Consider the following 16428-nt stretch of genomic DNA (forward strand, 5'->3'; position numbering starts at 1 on the left):
CGCGCTGATCGAAGCGATGGCGGGGGTGGCAATCGGCCACCTCAAATGGCCGCGTGCATGGCGGTGTCGGCCGCGGATGACTTGAGGAAATCAGCCGTGCGAGGCTGATGACAAGTGGCCGATCAAAAAAAGCGTGATTCGGTCTGCCCGATCGCCGCAGTTGCGGCACCTCCTTGGTGACGGTGTCAGTGCGACACCAAACCTTGTGGGAACAGCATGTCGATCATTGCCCGCCGCCGCAGCGCCCTTTCTTCGTTGTCTCAGTCCGTTACCGCGCCGCAGCCTGCACGGTGGCCGATCAGTGCTGCGGTTGCAGTCGCGCTGTGCGGGTTGGCCCTGTGTGCGGCAATGCCTGCCGCCATGGCGCAAGACGCCGCCGCCGCGCAGGATGCGCGACAACGCCACCGCATTCCTGCCGGTCCATTGGCGCCGGCGCTGCGCACGCTGGCCGGCTCGGCCAACCTGTTGTTGAGTTTCACCGCCGCGCAGACCGAGGGCAAAACCACTGCCGGGCTCGATGGCACTTACACCGCACCGGCCGCACTGAGTGCGCTGCTGGCCGGAAGTGGCCTGCAGGCAGTGCGTCTGGAGACCGGCGGCTATGTGCTGCGCCCGGCACCGGCCCGGCCGGCCGCCCGCAGCCAGGCGGATGCGTGGTTGCTGCCCACGATCAACGTAACCGCGCAGGCCGATCGCAGTGCGGCCACCAGCGGCACCGGCAGCTATACCGCGCGTGCGGTGAGCATCGGGCGTGGCGAGCAATCGCTCAAGGACATTCCGCAGTCGATCAGCGTGGTGACCCGGCAGTTGATGGACGAGCAGAACATCACCTCGGTGTACGACGCGCTGGCCAGCACCACCGGCATCACCATCGTGCAGAGCCCGCAAGGCGGCAAGTACATCTATTCGCGCGGGTTCGACATCACCACGGTGCAGTACGACGGTGTGCCGCTCAATCGCGGCATGTACGGGCGGGCCAGCAACTACAGCGCCAACATGGGTATCTACGATCGCGCCGAAGTGCTGCGCGGTGCAGCGGGTTTGCTGCAGGGCGCAGGCAACCCGGGTGGCGCGGTCAACCTGGTGCGCAAGCGTCCGCTGGATGTGCCGGGCGTGAGCGTGATGGTGCAAGGCGGCAGCTGGGACCGCTACGGTGCATTGATCGATGGCAGCGCCACGCTCACCGACGATGGCGCGCTGCGCGCGCGCGGCGTGATCGATTACCAGGATCAGCGCTCATTCGTGGACGGCGTCGAGCGGCGCACGCCGACGTATTACGGCACCCTCGATTACGCGGTCTCAGCGCAGACGCAGCTCAGTCTGGGCGTGAGCTACGAACAGGTCGACGGCCGGCCGTTCTTCGGCGGTTTGCCCAGTTTCACCGATGGCCGCGATATCGGGCTGCCGCGCCACACCAATCTGGGCGCGCGGTGGAACCGGCAGGCGTCATCCAACCGCGGTCTGTACCTCGATGTCGATCACCGCTTCAATGCCGATTGGGCGTTCAAGCTCAGTGCGGTGCAGGTGCGCGAGCAGCACGACCTGAAATTCGCCAGCTCCAGCCGCGCAATCAACCCCGCAAACGACACTGGCGCGCTGCTGGCGGCACGCACGATTTCCGATGCGGATGCGTTCGGCTTCGATGCCAACCTGATCGGCCACTTCGCCGCATTGGGGCGCCGTCACGAGCTGGTGCTGGGCAGCAATTTCGCCGAAACCACCGTGGATACCGTGTACGGCAACAAGAACAATTTCCAGACCTTCACTGTGTTCGATCTGCAGCGCAGCGTACGGCCGATCAGCGATGCTGAAATTTTCGCCAATGCGCGTGAGGCGCGACGCGGCACGGCGCGCGAATTCGGCGTGTACGGCGCCTTGCGTTGGCAGTTGAGCGACCCGTTGAGAGCCATCGTCGGCACGCGCGTGAGCTGGCACGACACGCAATGGAACACCGCCACGACCGGCATCTCGCCCTCGCAATCGATCGAACACACCCGCGAGACCGGGCAGGTCACGCCGTATGCCGGCCTGCTGTATGCGTTGAACCCACACTGGTCGGCGTATGCGAGTTACGCGGACATCTTTCAACCGCAGAACGCACAGGCCGAAGCCGGCGAGATGCTCAAGCCCATGACCGGCACCAACTACGAGCTGGGGGTGAAAGGCGAGTGGCTGGATGGGCGCATCAACACCGCTTTTGCGCTGTTCAAGATCGAGCAGAAGAATCGCGCCCAGGCCGACCTGAGCACCAGCCCCACCTGCCGCAACAACGATTTCTGCTACACCGACAGCGGCAAGGTGCGCAGCCGTGGACTCGATGCCGAAGTGAGCGGCGAGGTGCTGCGCGACTGGAATGTGTTTGCCGGCTATACCTTCAACCGCACCACCTATCTGCAGGATGTCAGCAGCCAGGGCCAGAGTTTCAACAGCTACACGCCCAAGCATCTGCTGCGGGTGTGGACAACCTACCAGCTGCCCGGAGCGCTGCATGACTTCACCGTGGGCGGGGGCGTGAGCGCGCAAAGCCTGGCGTACCGGCAGATCGGCACCGCCACTGCCGACATCAGCGGCCGTGCGGTGTGGAATGCGTTGGCGCGCTACCAGCTCAATCGGCAATGGTCGTTGGCGGTCAACCTCAACAACGTCTTCGACAAGCGCTACTACACCACCTTGTCCAGCTTCGTGAACGGCCGCTATTACGGCGAACCGCGCAACGTGATGGTGACCCTGCGCGGCGCGCTGTGATGGGCCGCGTCTGGATGGGGCCGGGTGGGGCGGTTAGCGCATGAAGGAGGGCTTTCGCCAAAGCATGGCGTGGTTGCACACCTGGTGCGGTCTCAGCTGCGGCTGGTTGCTGTGCGCAATCTTTTTGACAGGCACGCTCAGCGTATTTCGCGACCCGATCACGCAGTGGATGCAGGGCACACCTGCGTTACCCAGTGCGGCCAGCCACGCGGCCCTGCACGAAGACAGTCTGGTGCCGCATGCATTGGCACAGTTGCGACAGCTGGCGCCACAGGCACGCGTGTGGCGGATCGCATTGCCTGTCGAGCGTGGCGATGCGCTCACGCTGTTCTGGCGGACGCTGGACGGGCAGGGTCAGGCCGCGTTGGATCCCGGCAGCGGCGAGCTGTTGCCGGCGCCGTGGGGCCGGCAGACCGAGGGTGGCCGGCATTTCATGAGCTTCCATTACACCTTGCACGGCGGCATTCCCGGCTATTGGCTGGTGGGCTGGGTGTCGATGTGCGGGCTGATCGCGCTGGTGTCCGGTGTGATCGTGCACAAGCGCATCTTTCTGGACTTTTTCACCTTTCGCCCCGGCAAGGGCCAGCGCTCGTGGCTGGATGCGCATAACGCCACCGCGGTACTGACGCTGCCGTTCCTGCTGATGATCGTCTACACCGGCCTGGCCTATTTCTCCACCAGCTATATGCCTGCCCCGCTGCAGGCGGTGTACGGCAGCGACGATGATGCATACGCGCGCTACGGTGCGGATCTTGCGCCGACGCTGGCAGCCCGTACAGACGCACCGCCGGCAAACGCGCTGCCCGCCTATCTGCCGGACCTGGTGCAGCGTGCCGCCTTGCTCAATGGCGCGCCGGCGCAGACAGTGGTAGTTGAGCGACCCGATCAACCCGGCAGCACGCTACGCGTCATTGCGCGCGCTGCCGACACCGACAGGTCGCGGCGCCTGCTCAATCCCTCCCACAGCGTGGTGTTCGACGCATCCACCGGCGCGCTACTCGAACAGCACGCGGACGGGTCACGTGCCACGGTGGAAACCCGGGATGTGGAAGAAGCCATCAAGACCCTGCACGTGGCCGGCTTCGGTGGCTGGACCGCCAAGTGGCTGTACTTCATCAGCGGGATCGCCGGTACCTTGATGACGGCCACCGGCACGCTGTTGTTTTCGATCAAACGGCGTCGGCGCAGCGAGCAGGAATTCGGTGCCGCCACGGCCGGCATCTACCGTATGGTGGAAGCGTTCAACGTGGCTGCATTGGCTGGCACCGCACTGGCCAGCAGTGCGTACTTCTATGCAAACCGCTTGCTACCACCGGCATTGGATGGCCGCGCACAGCTCGAAATCCGCGCGTTTCTGTGGGTCTGGGCCGCAAGCCTGGCGCATGCAGTAGCGCGTGCGCCTGCGCGCGCATGGGTCGACCAGTTGAGCGCCACCGCACTGCTATGCCTTGGCCTGCCGCTGCTCAATGCGATCACCACCGGCCAGCATCTTGGTGTCTATCTGGCGGCGGGCGCTTTGCAGCCTGCAGCGGTCGAGCTGACGGCGCTTGCGCTTGGCCTGGCCTTCGCCTATGCCGCGTTGCGGGTACACCGCAATGCGGCGCGGCCGGCACCGACGCCTGCCAGGCGTGGCGCGGCTAGCCCCGTGGACACCGCATGAGACGTTCTCCGGCGCTCGCAGCGGTTGCACGCTATCGCTGGTCGGTGGCAGGCCGTGTGCTGGCCGCCAGCGTCGGCGGCTACGCGTTGACATCCACTGGCTGCAGCGTGATGGCGCAGCTGCTGGTGCATGGCGCGGGCGTCGCACCCGCGGTGGCGGTCCTTAGTGCGACGCTGCTCAGTTTTGTCGTCTACACCGTGGTGGCGCTGTGGATGTTTCGCGCGCGCGATGCATTGCACATGTGGCGATGGTCGGGCGCGTGGCTGGCAATGTTGGCGGGCGCAGACTGGTTGCTGCGGAGCGCGTCATGGACGGGCTGATGACCGCACTTGCAGGTGCTGCGCTGTGCCACGCCGGGCTGATGGCACTGTGCCTGGCGATGCATCGTCATCATGAGCAACTCACCGGCCAACGCACGGCGCCATCTGCGCGACGCTGGCAGTTGCGCATGATCGGCGCCGGCCTGCTGACCACCGCACTCGCGGCGTGCGTGCAGGGGTGGGGTGGCAGCGTCGGCACGCTGCTCTGGCTGGGCTTGCTGAGCGTGGGCGCACTGTGGGTCGCGTCAGGCATGGCGTACGCGCCGCGGCAGAGTGCATGGCTTGCGCTGCTGGTCGGGTGCCTGGCCTGCCTGCTGCTCGGCTGGCGTGCGATGCCGATGTAGTGACCCCCGCTGCAGGTGTGGTTGCCGATGCGACGGCGTGGCAACAGTGGGGGAAGGCCTTGATCGACAGCACGAGGGAAGCAGCTGCCGGGCGAGATAGCGCCGCGTGCACATGCCGCCATCGTGCAGGGATGCCAGAATCGGCGCATGTCGCTGCCTACTGCCTCGGTGTCTCCTGCGCTCACCGCTCTGATCGAGCGGGCGGTGGCGCGCGTCCGTCATTCGCTGCCTGTCGAGCAGGCGTGGCCGGGGGGCGATTTCGATCGGAAGCTTGCCCAGGTCGCGCTCGTCAGCGATTTCGCGCTCGATACATTGGCGCGGCAACCGGCATTGCTGCAGCACCTGGCGCAGCCCGACCCACCACCGTTGCCAGTGCCTCAGCTGGATCCAGCGCAGCCGCAGCTGTGGCCTGCCCAACTGCGGCGCTACCGCAGCGCCGAATCCACGCGCCTGGTATGGCGCGATGTGCTGGGCCTGGACAGCGTGGATGCCACCCTGGCTGGCGCGACCAGGCTGGCCGAAAACTGCCTGCAATGCGGCCTGCGGGCGTTGCAGCAGCAATTCGACGCCCGCCATGGCCAGGTCATTGCCGCGGACGGCAGCGTGCAGCGGCTGGTGGTGTTCGGGCTGGGCAAGCTGGGCGGTGGCGAGCTGAATTTTTCCTCGGACGTGGACCTGGTGTACGCCTATCCGCAGGGCGGCCAATCCGATGGCGCGCGCCCATTGGCGGCAGAAGAATACTTCGCGCGGTTGGGTCAGCAGCTGGCCAGGTTGCTCGACGAAACCACGGCCGATGGTTTCAGCCATCGGGTGGATCTGCGCCTGCGTCCGTTCGGTACTGCCGGCCGCGTGGCGTTGTCGTTCACCGGCATGGACCAGTATTTCCAGCGCGAAGGCCGCGATTGGGAACGCTACGCCTGGCTCAAGGCGCGCGCGGTGGCCGGCGATATCGATGCCGGCGAAGCCTGGCTGGAAACGCTGCGGCCGTTCGTCTACCGGCGCTATCTGGATTTCACCGCGCTGGATGGCCTGCGCGAGATGAAGGCGGCCATCACCGCCGAGGTGGCACGGCACGACCGGCTGGACGACATCAAGCGCGGGCCCGGTGGCATCCGCGAGATCGAGTTCCTCGCCCAATCGCTGCAGCTGATCCGCGCCGGCCGCGAGCCGGCCCTGCGCGAGCGGCGCTTGTTGCCCGCGCTGCAGGTGCTGGTCGCCGCCGGCCAGATCGAAGCCGACAACGGCGCCGCGCTCACCGCGGCCTACCGCTTCTTGCGCCGGCTGGAAAACCGCCTGCAGATGCTGCGCGATGCGCAGACCCACGCCTTGCCGCAGGCGGAGATGGATCGCGAACGCATCGCGCTGGGCCTGGGATATGCCGACTGGCCCGCCCTGCTGGACGCGCTGGCCCCGCACCGCCGGCGTGTGGCCGCCGAATTTGCCGAGTTGCTGGCGCCACGCGTGCGGGCCACCGCGCCGGACGCGCTGGCCGACTACTGGCGCGCGCTGCCCGATGGCGATGCAACGCCGCTGCTGGGCATTGGCCTGCACGACCCGGGTAGCGCGCATCAGGTGCTGGGCGATTTTGCGCAGTCGGCCGGTGTGCACGCGCTGTCGGACACGGCGCGGGCGCGGCTGGATCGCGTGGTGCCGGCACTGCTGCACGCCGCCACGCGGGCCAGCCAACCCGATGCCGCCGTGCGCCGCATGCTGGGCCTGTTGCAGGCCACCTTGCGCCGCACCAGCTATCTGGCCTTGCTGGACGAGCAGCCCAGCGCGCTGGCCCGCCTGGTCGATGTGCTCTCGCGCAGTGCCTTGCTGGCCGAGCGGCTGGCGGCGCACCCGTTGTTGCTGGACGAGTTGCTGGATACGCGCATCGGCGGCCCGTTGCCGGATCGCGCGGCGCTGCAGGCTGCCAGCGTGGAGACCTTGCAGATCGCAGACACCGAGGCGGCCTTGCGCGAGCTCAACGAGCGCCGGCTCGCGCTGAGTTTCCGGATCGCCCTGGCCACGCTCGACGGCCGCCAGCACGCGGTGCAGAGCACCCGGCAACTGGCCTGGCTGGCCGAGGCCGTGGTGCAGGTGGTGCTGCACCTGGCACGCAGCGAGCTGGTTGCCGCGCACGGACAGGTGCCGGGCGGCCTGTTCGCCATCATCGGCTACGGCAGCCTGGGCGGGCTGGAGCTGGGGTTCGGTTCGGATCTGGATCTGGTGTTTCTTTACGACCACCCGCGCACGGTGGACAGCTCCGACGGCAAGCGGCCACTGGATGCGGCGCGCTGGTTCGCCCGTCTGGCGCAAAAGGTGATGGCCTTGCTCGGCGCCGAAACCGGTGCCGGCCGCCTCTACGACATCGATGTGCGGCTGCGTCCGGACGGTGGCCAGGGCGCGCTGGTGTCGTCGCTGGCCAGCTACCGTGAGTACCAGCGCGAGCGCGCCTGGACCTGGGAGCATCAGGCGCTGGTGCGTGCGCGCCCGGTTGCCGGCGATGCCGCGCTATGCGAGGCCTTTGCGCAGGTGCGCCACGACACGCTGACCCGCACACGCGACCCCGCGCTGCTGCACGACGACGTGCGCAAGATGCGTACGCGCATGCGCGCCGAACTCGATCGCAGCGATGCCGGCCGGCTGGATCTCAAGCAAGGTGCCGGCGGCCTGGTGGATTTGGAATTCGTGCTGCAGGCCGGCGTGCTGGGGCAGGCCGCGCAGCATGCGCGGCTGCTGGCATGTTGCGATACGCCTGGCGTGATCGATGCGCTGGTGCAGGCGCAGTGGTTGCCCGTCGAGATGGCGCAGCCGCTGCATGAGGCGCATGCCGCGCTGGTGGAGGCAGGGCTGGCGTGCACGCTGGACCGGCGTCCACGCTTGATCGCACCGACACCGGCCATCCAGCAGGCGCGCAGCGTCATCTTCAACGCAGCGCGTGCGCAGGGGCTGGCATTTCCGGCCGGCAAGGACGCGGCCACGCTCTAGCGGGGCGGCGGGCGCCGGCTGTCCGCAGTCGCCGGTCGTGCACGCCAGGCCGATGCCGCCGGTGCGCGCAGGCAAGGCAACAGCGCAGGTCAGGCGTTGCACTCGGCGCGTCCGGTTGCGCATCGCTCTGCCGGAGGCGGGCAGGGGTGTGGTGCTGTTGCCTGGCGCGCCTCGGTAGCGACAGCGCACCGCGCCTCAGACAGGGCGGCGTGGTGCGCTCCGCCACAGCAACGCGCGAAACGGCCCAAGCAGAAACACGCCCATGCCCAGCTTCACCGCCAGATCGCCGGCCGCCCAGCTCACCCACGGCAGCGCCGCACCGGCGAAGGCGATGCTCCAGAAGATCGCCGTATCCAGCGTGGCGCTGCAGGTGGTGGCCACGATCGGCGCACGCCACCAACTGCCATTGCGCAGGCGGTCGAACACGGTGATGTCGAGCAGCTGGGCGGCGATGAAGGCGGTGCACGAGGCCGCCGCAATGCGCGGCGTCGCCAGCCACACCGACAGCACCACCGCCAGTGCAAAGCCGCACCACGCCACAGTGCGTGCCGCTCGCGGCCCGAAGCGACGGTTGATCAGGTTGCTGACCAGAAACGCCAATGGATACGAAAACGCGCCCCAGGTCAGCCAATCGTTGATCGGGTACTGCACCAGGACGTTGGACAACAGCACCACCGCACCCATTGCCAGCACCGCCCAGGTCAAGGCACGGGCGGTGAGCGGGGCAAACAGCGGGGCGGGGGCAGCGGACATGACGGCAGGGCAAAGGCGGTGCGCGGATTATCCGCGGGTCGGTGGCAGTGGGCCAGTACATAAGGCCGCAGCAACTCACCGGCGCGCGCCGTGGCGAGGGCGTGGTTCGCCGTGCCATCGCTGCCCGATGGCGCCGCGAAACAGCCGACACGACCACGGTGGCACGTGCACGCAACCCGGACGCGATCGCCAACGTACATGTAGCAGATCGGCCGCCGCGCATCGGTCGGCGTGCTCACCAGTGCGACGTTGCACGGCGGTGGCGTGCACATCGCGCGTGTCGTGTGCCACCGTCAGGCGCGTGGTCATACCGACAGGCGTGCGCGCACCTGCAGGGCGATGCGCTCGGTTTCGCGCACTGGAGTGATATCGACAGCGGGCGCGAGAACTTCATCGGCTGCCTGCAAGCGCTGGCGTTGCCGCAAGGCCTGCAGATAGCTGCCTACGCGCCCGCTCGCGCGCTCGCCGAACGCGGCCGCCACCGGCACGCGTGTGGCGCAGGCTTCGGAGAGCAGGTTGACCGAGTCGGCGGTGGCGATCAGCGCATCGGCCCAGCCCAGCAGGCCGGCATACGGGTTGGGTCCGTCGCGCGCGTCGCACCACAGCAGGTGAGGCAGGCCGGCGCAGGCCGCACGCAACGGAGCGATGGCCGCGGGCGGGGTACGCCGGGAAACGGTGACCAGCAGGCTGCCGCCGGCCGCATGCAGCTGGTCGCGCAGCGGCGCGCACAGCGCCGCCAGGTCCTGCACGGTCCAGGGCACCTGGGCGGTCGGGCCGCCGATCAGCAGCGCCAGACGCGGGCCGGGCAGGGCGCCCAGCTCCGGGAAGGTGGCCCGCCCGGCGGCCAGCCAGGCATCGTCCACCGGGTGCAGGCTGCCCAGCAGGGTCAGCACGTTGGCGCCGCGCAACCCATCGTGCTCGGGCACGATCAGCAGGTCCCAGTGGCACGGGTCCAGGCGCGGGTCCAGGATCTGCACGCTGCGGCTGCCGCGTGCACGCAGCAACCGCGTGGCCAGCGCGGCCTGGCGCCCGCAGCCGATCGCCAGGGCCGGTGGGTGCTGCAGCTGCTGCGCAAATGCAGCGCCGAAGGCGGCCCGTGCACCGGGTAACCGGCGCGGCGCCGCCCAGCGCCAGGGCGCCTGTGCGTGCAGATGGATTGGCTGGAAGGCGCCAGGCTGCAGTGCCCGCGCCAGCGCTTCGGCCTGGCGCGCGTTGCCGGCGCGGCCGTCGCTAAGCGCCCAGGTCAGCCTCATCGTTTCAGATCCGACATAGATTTGTTTCAGATTGAACGCGTGTGACGGCAATCGCACCACTCTACACTGCGGGTCTTCACACTGACGCCGATGCCGCCCGGCCTGGCGCCTTTCCCCTCTTCTGGAGTGCTCATGTCCGACTCGCTCAACGCCGCCGCACTGGACCAGCTGTTCCGTACCGCCCGCACGCAAAACGCGTTTGCCGACACGCCGGTCAGCAAGGACGTGCTGCGCGAGCTCTATGAGCTGGTGAAGTGGGGCCCGACTGCGGCCAACAGCTCGCCGGCGCGGTTCGTGTTCGTGACCAGCGCTGAAGGCAAGGCCAAGCTCAAGCCGGCCCTGTCCGAGGGCAACGCGGCCAAGACCCTGGCCGCGCCGGTGACGGTGATCGTGGCGCACGATGAGGATTTCCACGAGAAGCTGCCGTACCTGTTTCCGCATGCCGATGCCAAGAGCTGGTTCGACGGCCCGCGTGAGGGCCGCGCCGAGTCCGCATTCCGCAACAGCTCGCTGCAGGGTGCGTATCTGATCCTGGCCGCGCGCGCGCTGGGGCTGGATGCCGGCCCGATGTCCGGCTTCGACAATGCCAAGGTCGATGCGGCGTTCTTTGCCGGCACGCCGATCAAGTCCAATTTCCTGGTCAATCTCGGCTACGGCGAACCGGCCGGGCTGTTCCCGCGTTTGCCGCGTCTGAGCTTCGACGAAGCCGCGCGCTTCGAGTGAGCGTGGCAGCGCGCAGTGCGGCCTGTGATGCAACATCGGCGCTGCACGCGGGGTGCCGGTGATCGCACGCACGGGGTGTGTGCTTTTGATGCGTGAGTGCTGCGTTGTTTTGCCTGCGTGTGGAATGTTGTGATCAGCACGTGCGCTCGTGTCCGCGTGAGCGCAATCGGTGCCCGCAGGCGGTCAGGTCGTGCGGTCAGCTCGCTACCGAGCCTGCCGCGCATCCGCGCTGATCACCGCATGCAAGAAGTGTGTGTCGCCCAGTTTCCTGCAGTCCTCGTCCGTCTGCGTTTCGCCCCATCCGCGTTGATCCAACGCGTCTCTCATCACATGGAGTTCCAATGAAGATCACCCACAAGCTGTTGCTGCCGCTCGCCCTCACCGTGGCCATCGCCGCCTGCTCCAAGCCGGCCGACAACACCGCCGCACCGGCGGCCGACGCCCCGGCCGCGACCACTGCACCGGCGGATGCCGCTGCTGCCCCGGCCCCGGCCGCCGACGCGGCCGCTTCGACCGCCCCGGCCGTGCAGGTTGCCTCCGGCACCTACACCCTGGACCCGAGCCACACCGACGTGATTGCGCAGTGGAGCCACTTCGGCTTCTCCAACCCGAGCGCGCATTTCGGCAATGTCGACGGCACCCTGGTGTACGACGCAGCCGACGTGACCAAGTCCACCGTGCAGGTCACCCTGCCGCTGTCGGGCTTGAACAGCTTCACCGCCAAGTTCGACGAGCACCTGAAGAGCGGTGACTTCTTCGACGCGGCCAAGTTCCCGACCGCCACCTTCAAGAGCACCAAGGTCGAAGCGGCCGGCACCAACAAGCTGACCGTCACTGGCGATCTGACCATCAAGGACCAGACCAAGCCGGTCGTGCTGGACGTCACCCTCAACGGTGCCGGCGAGCACCCGATGAAGAAGGTGCCGGCAGCCGGTTTCGATGCCACCACCACCATCAAGCGCAGCGACTTCGGCGTGGGCCAGTACGCCCCGAACGTCAGCGACGAAGTAAAGATCCGCATCACCACCGAAGCGCTGCAGGCCAAGGCCGGCGACGCCGCCGCCGCGAAGTAAGAGCAGCTAGCAAAACTGCTGCGCGGCCGCCAGGCGGGCGCGGTCGGTGCTCGGAACCCTCATGTAACACTCGTACACTGCAGTTCCTCCGCGCCGCCCGCACCCACCTGACGACCGCTCGCTACGTGTTGTTAGCCGCTCCAAGACCCGCGCAGATCGCGGTATCGGTGCGCGCAGCCGCCCGATGCCGCAACCCAAAAGCCCGCCAATCGGCGGGCTTTTGCTTGTGTGCGCAAACGCGTTGCCACTCCGGGCGCGCGCTTGTGTAGGAGCGGACCTGGCCGCGACTGCGTTACCGACGCGCTCTCCGACAACGCGCGACCATCTCGGGGAAGCCCGTCGCGCCCGGGTGCGCTCCTACGCGAGGATGCTGCACGCCATCCGTGACAGCGACCACGCCAGCCCTACGTAGGAGCGGACCTGGCCGCGACCGCGTTACCGATGAACCCGCCACAAGGCATGCGATCTCGATAAAACTCCCTCTCGCGCCAGCGCGTCCCAACAAGAGGCGCGTGTTGCATCATTCCTCTGCAGAATGTGCCTTCCAGTAGCCCTTCGCGCGAATCCATTCCTTGTCCACGCCCAGGTGTTCTTCGATGAACTTGCGCATTGCACGGGCGCGCATGGACTCGGTGCCGATCCAGTAGAACGTGTCGCCGTCGTGAGGCTCGTAGTCGCGCAGGCTATCTTCCAGCAAGGTGCTGCTGGCTGCATCGAAGCCGTTGCGCTCCAGCCAGTACACATCGACATCGGCCGCACTCAGTAACGCCTGCCGCTCGGCGGCATCGGCCACTTCGATGAACACCTCTGCCTGCAGGTCGGCCGGCATCGCCTCCAGCCAGCGGCCGATTGCCGGCAATGCGGTTTCATCGCCGATCAATACATAACGATCGAAGTCGTCGGCCACCAGGAACGAGCCGCGTGGGCCGCCAATGCGCAGTTCGTCGCCTGGCTGCGCCTGGGCAGCCCAACCGGAGGCCACCCCGTCACCGTGCAAGACGAAATCGATGCTGAGCTCGCCGGTTTGCGGGTCGAACAGGCGCGGCGTGTAGTCGCGGCCGGGCGAGGGCAGGGCGTCGTCGGCGTAACGCGGTCCTTCCGGTGTCATGGTCGGTAGCACGAACGCGCCGTCGGCATTGGGGAAAAACAGTTTGACGTGATCGTCCGGTGCGTCGCTCTGGAAGCCGGCAAGCTCGCTGCCACCAAAGACAATGCGGCGCATCTGTGGCGTGATCGACTCGCAACGCACCACCTGTACGGAGCGCAGGCGCGGGTCGCGACGGATTTGGGTGCTGGTATGCAGTGCCATGGGGTGCAGTTCCTGGAGATACTTTGCAGTTGCGTGGTGGGGGAGGTGGGAGGTCAGGAGCAAAACTGACGGGGTGACAAGCAGTAAGTAATCAGTGACGGGCAGCGGCTGTTGGCGATTCCTTCTCCCATCGGGATACTGTCCTCCTTTATGGGGGAGAAGGTGCCCCAGAGGAGAGGATGAGGGTACGAGCGAAGCCTCGTGCAGTTGCAATAACGCGTGGCTTCGTCCGTACCCTCACCCCAACCCCTCTCCCGAAGGGAGAGGGGCTTCAAGCCACCGCGAAGAGACACGATCGCCGTGGCAAATTTGCAGAGTGATGAACTCGCAAACGGCGCATCCGCCGCGGTTCCTGCACGCCACTCGCATCAGCAACACAACCTGTCGTAGTGACGCAGCCGCAGTGACATGTTGTAGTCGCGAAGCACACCCACTCAGCCGTCATCGCGCTCCATGCCGTCGGCGGCGGCGTTGAGTAAAGCCGCAATGCGGGTAGTTTCTGCTTCGCTCCACTGCCCGTGCCGTGCAAACAGGCCGTGCTTGATGCGGTGAATCGCATCGCGAATCGGCGCCGGCGTCTGCGCCTTGATCAATTCGCGTGCGCGCCGATGCGTGCGTGCCAGCGCTGCGTCGAGTGCATCGCGTTGCTGCGCGACATGCGCGCGGCCGGCATCGGTGACCTGATAGCGCTTGCGGCCGTCATCCAGCGAGGTCTGCACCCAGCCGGCGGCTTCCAGCTGCGCCAGCGCGGGATAGATCGCGCCGGCACTTGGGGTGTACAGCCCTTTGAACAGCGCGGCGATCTGCCGCATCAACTCGTAGCCATGGCGCGGGCGCTCGTCGATCAGCGCCAGCAACAGCAGGCGCAGATCGCCGTGCTCCAGCGGCCGCGCCCGCCCGCTCCCCGCGCGGCCACGTGCGGCGAGCGGAGACGGATCGAGATCATCTGGAGGGCTGGATTGGCGCAAGTGCGGTCTCATTCGATATATCGAAGCATGCCGAAACGATATATCGAAGCTTGGCTGCCGGCAAGTGCTTCGCCGTCGCGTCGATGACCGGCCACGGGGCGCAAGCGCAGATGCTGCAACGCGGCTGGACAGTGCCTGTTTCCATAATTACGATGTAATTACTTAGGCATGACGGGCTCGGCCCGGTGAGGCAGCAGCATGAGTCGACAGTGGGACACCCAGGCCGAGAGCCGGCGTCAGCGCCTGCAGCGCGCCGCTGCACTGGCGCCTCAGGGGCGCGTGGTGGCCGCCGACGATGTGGTGGCGTTGCTGGAGGCGGTCATCGAGCCCGGCGACCGTGTATGCCTGGAAGGCAACAACCAGAAGCAGGCCGATTTCCTGGCGCGCTGCCTGACCGAGGTAGACCCTGCGCGTGTGCACGACCTGCACATGGTGCAGTCGGTGCTCTCGCTGGCGGCACACCTGGATGTCTTCGAGCGTGGCATCGCCAAGCGCCTGGATTTTTCGTTTTCCGGCCCGCAGGCCGCGCGCCTGGCCGGGCTGGTAGGCGAGGGCCGCATCGAGATCGGCGCCATCCACACCTATCTGGAATTGTTCGGCCGCTATTTCATCGACCTGACGCCGCGTATCGCACTGGTCACCGCGCAGGCCGCCGACCGCCACGGCAATCTCTACACCGGGCCCAATACCGAAGACACGCCGGTGATCGTGGAAGCCACTGCGTTCAAGGGCGGCATCGTCATTGCGCAGGTCAACGAGATTCTCGACACCTTGCCGCGCGTGGACATCCCGGCCGATTGGGTGGACTTCGTCACCCAGGCGCCCAAGCCCAATTACATCGAGCCGCTGTTCACCCGCGACCCGGCGCAGATCTCCGAGATCCAGGTGTTGATGGCGATGATGGCCATCAAGGGCATCTACGCCGAATACGGCGTGGACCGGCTCAATCACGGCATCGGTTTCGATACTGCCGCCATCGAGTTGCTGCTGCCCACCTACGCCGAATCGCTGGGGCTGAAGGGCAAGATCTGCCGGCATTGGGCGCTTAATCCGCACCCTGCGTTGATCCCGGCGATCGAATCGGGCTTCGTGCACTCGGTGCATTCGTTCGGTTCCGAACTGGGCATGGAAAACTACATCGCCGCACGCCCGGATGTGTTTTTTACCGGTGCCGACGGCAGCATGCGCTCCAACCGCGCGTTGTCGCAGACCGCAGGCATGTACGCCTGCGACATGTTCATCGGCTCCACCTTGCAGATCGATCTGCAGGGCAATAGCTCCACCGCTACGCGCGACCGCATCGCCGGCTTCGGCGGTGCGCCCAACATGGGCTCGGATGCACGCGGCCGCCGGCATGCCAGCGCCGCCTGGCTCAAGGCCGGGCGCGAAGCGGCAAAACCGGGTGAGATGCCGCGCGGGCGCAAGCTGGTGGTGCAGATGGTGGAAACCTTCCGCGAGCACATGGCGCCGGCCTTCGTCGACAGGCTCGATGCGTGGGAACTGGCCGAGCGCGCCAACATGCCGCTGCCGCCGGTGATGATTTACGGCGATGACGTCAGCCATGTGTTGACCGAAGAAGGCATCGCCAATCTGTTGTTATGCCGCACGCCGGAAGAACGCGAGCAGGCGATCCGGGGTGTATCCGGCTACACCGCCGTGGGCCTGGGGCGCGACAAGCGCATGGTTGAAAACCTGCGCGATCGCGGCGTCATCAAGCGGCCGGAAGACCTGGGCATTCGTCCGCGCGATGCCACGCGCGACCTGCTCGCTGCGCGCACGGTCAAGGACCTGGTGCGCTGGTCCGGTGGGTTGTACGACCCGCCGAAACGTTTTCGCAATTGGTAAGGGCTCAGCATGGAAACCCTGCGATATCGCTTTGACGGCCAGCACGGTGCACGTGTTGGCGTGGATCACGCACTGGTCGGCGTGGTCGCCTCCGGCAACCTGGAAGTGCTGGTCGAGCGCGTGCCGCTCGACGGCGCGATGGAGATCGAGATCCTCACCGCCGCACGCGGCTTCGGCGCGATCTGGCAGGCGGTGCTGGACGATTTCGCCGCGCGCCATCCACTGCGTGATGTGCGCATCAGCATCAACGATGTGGGCGCCACGCCCGCAGTGGTGAGCCTGCGCCTGGAACAGGCCATCGACGTGCTGCAAGGAGCCGACGCATGAGCCACCCCATCCACCTCCCCGTAGGAGCGCACCCGGGCGCGACGGGCATTGCCGGTAATGCCGCAATCACGCCCCGGTGTGCTCCTAGGCACGTTGTCGCCAGCGCCAGCGTCACCGCGGCCGAGCGCAGCCACA

13 protein-coding genes and 1 other RNA gene are annotated in these 16428 nt (G+C 67.1%); 10 read left to right on the plus strand and 4 right to left on the minus strand.

Features of this window, described 5'->3' with window-relative positions; genetic code table 11:
• The first annotated feature begins 216 nt into the window (after positions 1-216).
• The 5 genes from RZV17_RS02775 to glnE all read left to right on the plus strand — a co-directional run bounded on the left by RZV17_RS02775 (position 217) and on the right by glnE (position 8042).
• Complete coding sequence (locus tag RZV17_RS02775) at positions 217-2745, plus strand: TonB-dependent siderophore receptor (protein WP_355607035.1); 2529 nt, start codon at positions 217-219, stop codon at positions 2743-2745.
• 124 nt (positions 2746-2869) lie between these two features.
• On the plus strand, positions 2870-4405 hold the full coding sequence (locus RZV17_RS02780; protein WP_355607038.1) for a PepSY-associated TM helix domain-containing protein: 1536 nt from the start codon (positions 2870-2872) through the stop codon (positions 4403-4405).
• A complete protein-coding gene (locus RZV17_RS02785; RefSeq protein ID WP_355607041.1) occupies positions 4402-4725 on the plus strand; it encodes a hypothetical protein in 324 nt (107 codons plus the stop codon). Before RZV17_RS02780 ends, RZV17_RS02785 begins: the two co-directional genes overlap by 4 nt.
• Complete coding sequence (locus RZV17_RS02790; RefSeq protein WP_355607044.1) at positions 4725-5069, plus strand: DUF3325 domain-containing protein; 345 nt, start codon at positions 4725-4727, stop codon at positions 5067-5069. The genes RZV17_RS02785 and RZV17_RS02790 overlap by 1 nt, the downstream gene beginning before the upstream one ends.
• Before the next feature lie 147 nt (positions 5070-5216).
• A complete protein-coding gene (gene glnE / locus RZV17_RS02795) occupies positions 5217-8042 on the plus strand; it encodes a bifunctional [glutamate--ammonia ligase]-adenylyl-L-tyrosine phosphorylase/[glutamate--ammonia-ligase] adenylyltransferase (RefSeq protein WP_355607047.1) in 2826 nt (941 codons plus the stop codon).
• Between the two features lie 195 nt (positions 8043-8237).
• On the opposite strand, the gene RZV17_RS02800 is transcribed toward glnE, so the two are convergent.
• Positions 8238-8795 (minus strand): VUT family protein, encoded by a 558-nt coding sequence (locus tag RZV17_RS02800; protein WP_184553183.1) that lies wholly within the window; start codon positions 8793-8795, stop codon positions 8238-8240.
• Positions 8796-9100: 305 nt separating this feature from the next.
• Entirely contained in the window at positions 9101-10048 is a 948-nt protein-coding gene (locus RZV17_RS02805; RefSeq protein ID WP_355607051.1) for a mitochondrial fission ELM1 family protein, read from the minus strand.
• Between the two features lie 132 nt (positions 10049-10180).
• Here RZV17_RS02805 and RZV17_RS02810 point away from each other — a divergent pair, with 132 nt between their 5' ends.
• The 3 genes from RZV17_RS02810 (at position 10181) to RZV17_RS02820 (ending at position 11981) form a co-directional block, all read left to right on the plus strand.
• Positions 10181-10771, plus strand: coding sequence for a malonic semialdehyde reductase (locus RZV17_RS02810; RefSeq protein WP_355607054.1), 591 nt, complete (start codon positions 10181-10183; stop codon positions 10769-10771).
• A 341-nt stretch (positions 10772-11112) separates the two neighbouring features.
• On the plus strand, positions 11113-11844 hold the full coding sequence (locus tag RZV17_RS02815; RefSeq protein ID WP_081422286.1) for a YceI family protein: 732 nt from the start codon (positions 11113-11115) through the stop codon (positions 11842-11844).
• 61 nt (positions 11845-11905) lie between these two features.
• Positions 11906-11981: non-coding RNA, sX9 sRNA (locus RZV17_RS02820), on the plus strand.
• Positions 11982-12364: 383 nt separating this feature from the next.
• Here RZV17_RS02820 and RZV17_RS02825 read toward each other — a convergent pair.
• Both RZV17_RS02825 and RZV17_RS02830 read right to left on the minus strand, forming a co-directional pair.
• Positions 12365-13153, minus strand: coding sequence for a siderophore-interacting protein (locus RZV17_RS02825; RefSeq protein ID WP_355607058.1), 789 nt, complete (start codon positions 13151-13153; stop codon positions 12365-12367).
• A gap of 434 nt (positions 13154-13587) precedes the next feature.
• Positions 13588-14121 carry a PadR family transcriptional regulator gene (locus tag RZV17_RS02830; RefSeq protein WP_355607061.1) on the minus strand — a complete coding sequence of 178 codons (534 nt, stop codon included), beginning with the start codon at positions 14119-14121 and terminating at the stop codon, positions 13588-13590.
• Positions 14122-14319: 198 nt separating this feature from the next.
• Here RZV17_RS02830 and mdcA point away from each other — a divergent pair, with 198 nt between their 5' ends.
• Both mdcA and mdcC read left to right on the plus strand, forming a co-directional pair.
• A complete protein-coding gene (gene mdcA, locus RZV17_RS02835) occupies positions 14320-15966 on the plus strand; it encodes a malonate decarboxylase subunit alpha (protein ID WP_047693341.1) in 1647 nt (548 codons plus the stop codon).
• A gap of 9 nt (positions 15967-15975) precedes the next feature.
• Entirely contained in the window at positions 15976-16293 is a 318-nt protein-coding gene (gene mdcC, locus RZV17_RS02840; RefSeq protein ID WP_104579238.1) for a malonate decarboxylase acyl carrier protein, read from the plus strand.
• Positions 16294-16428 lie beyond the last annotated feature (135 nt).

This window comes from Xanthomonas cannabis (assembly GCF_040616535.1).
In the GTDB taxonomy this organism is placed as follows: Bacteria; Pseudomonadota; Gammaproteobacteria; order Xanthomonadales; family Xanthomonadaceae; genus Xanthomonas; species Xanthomonas cannabis.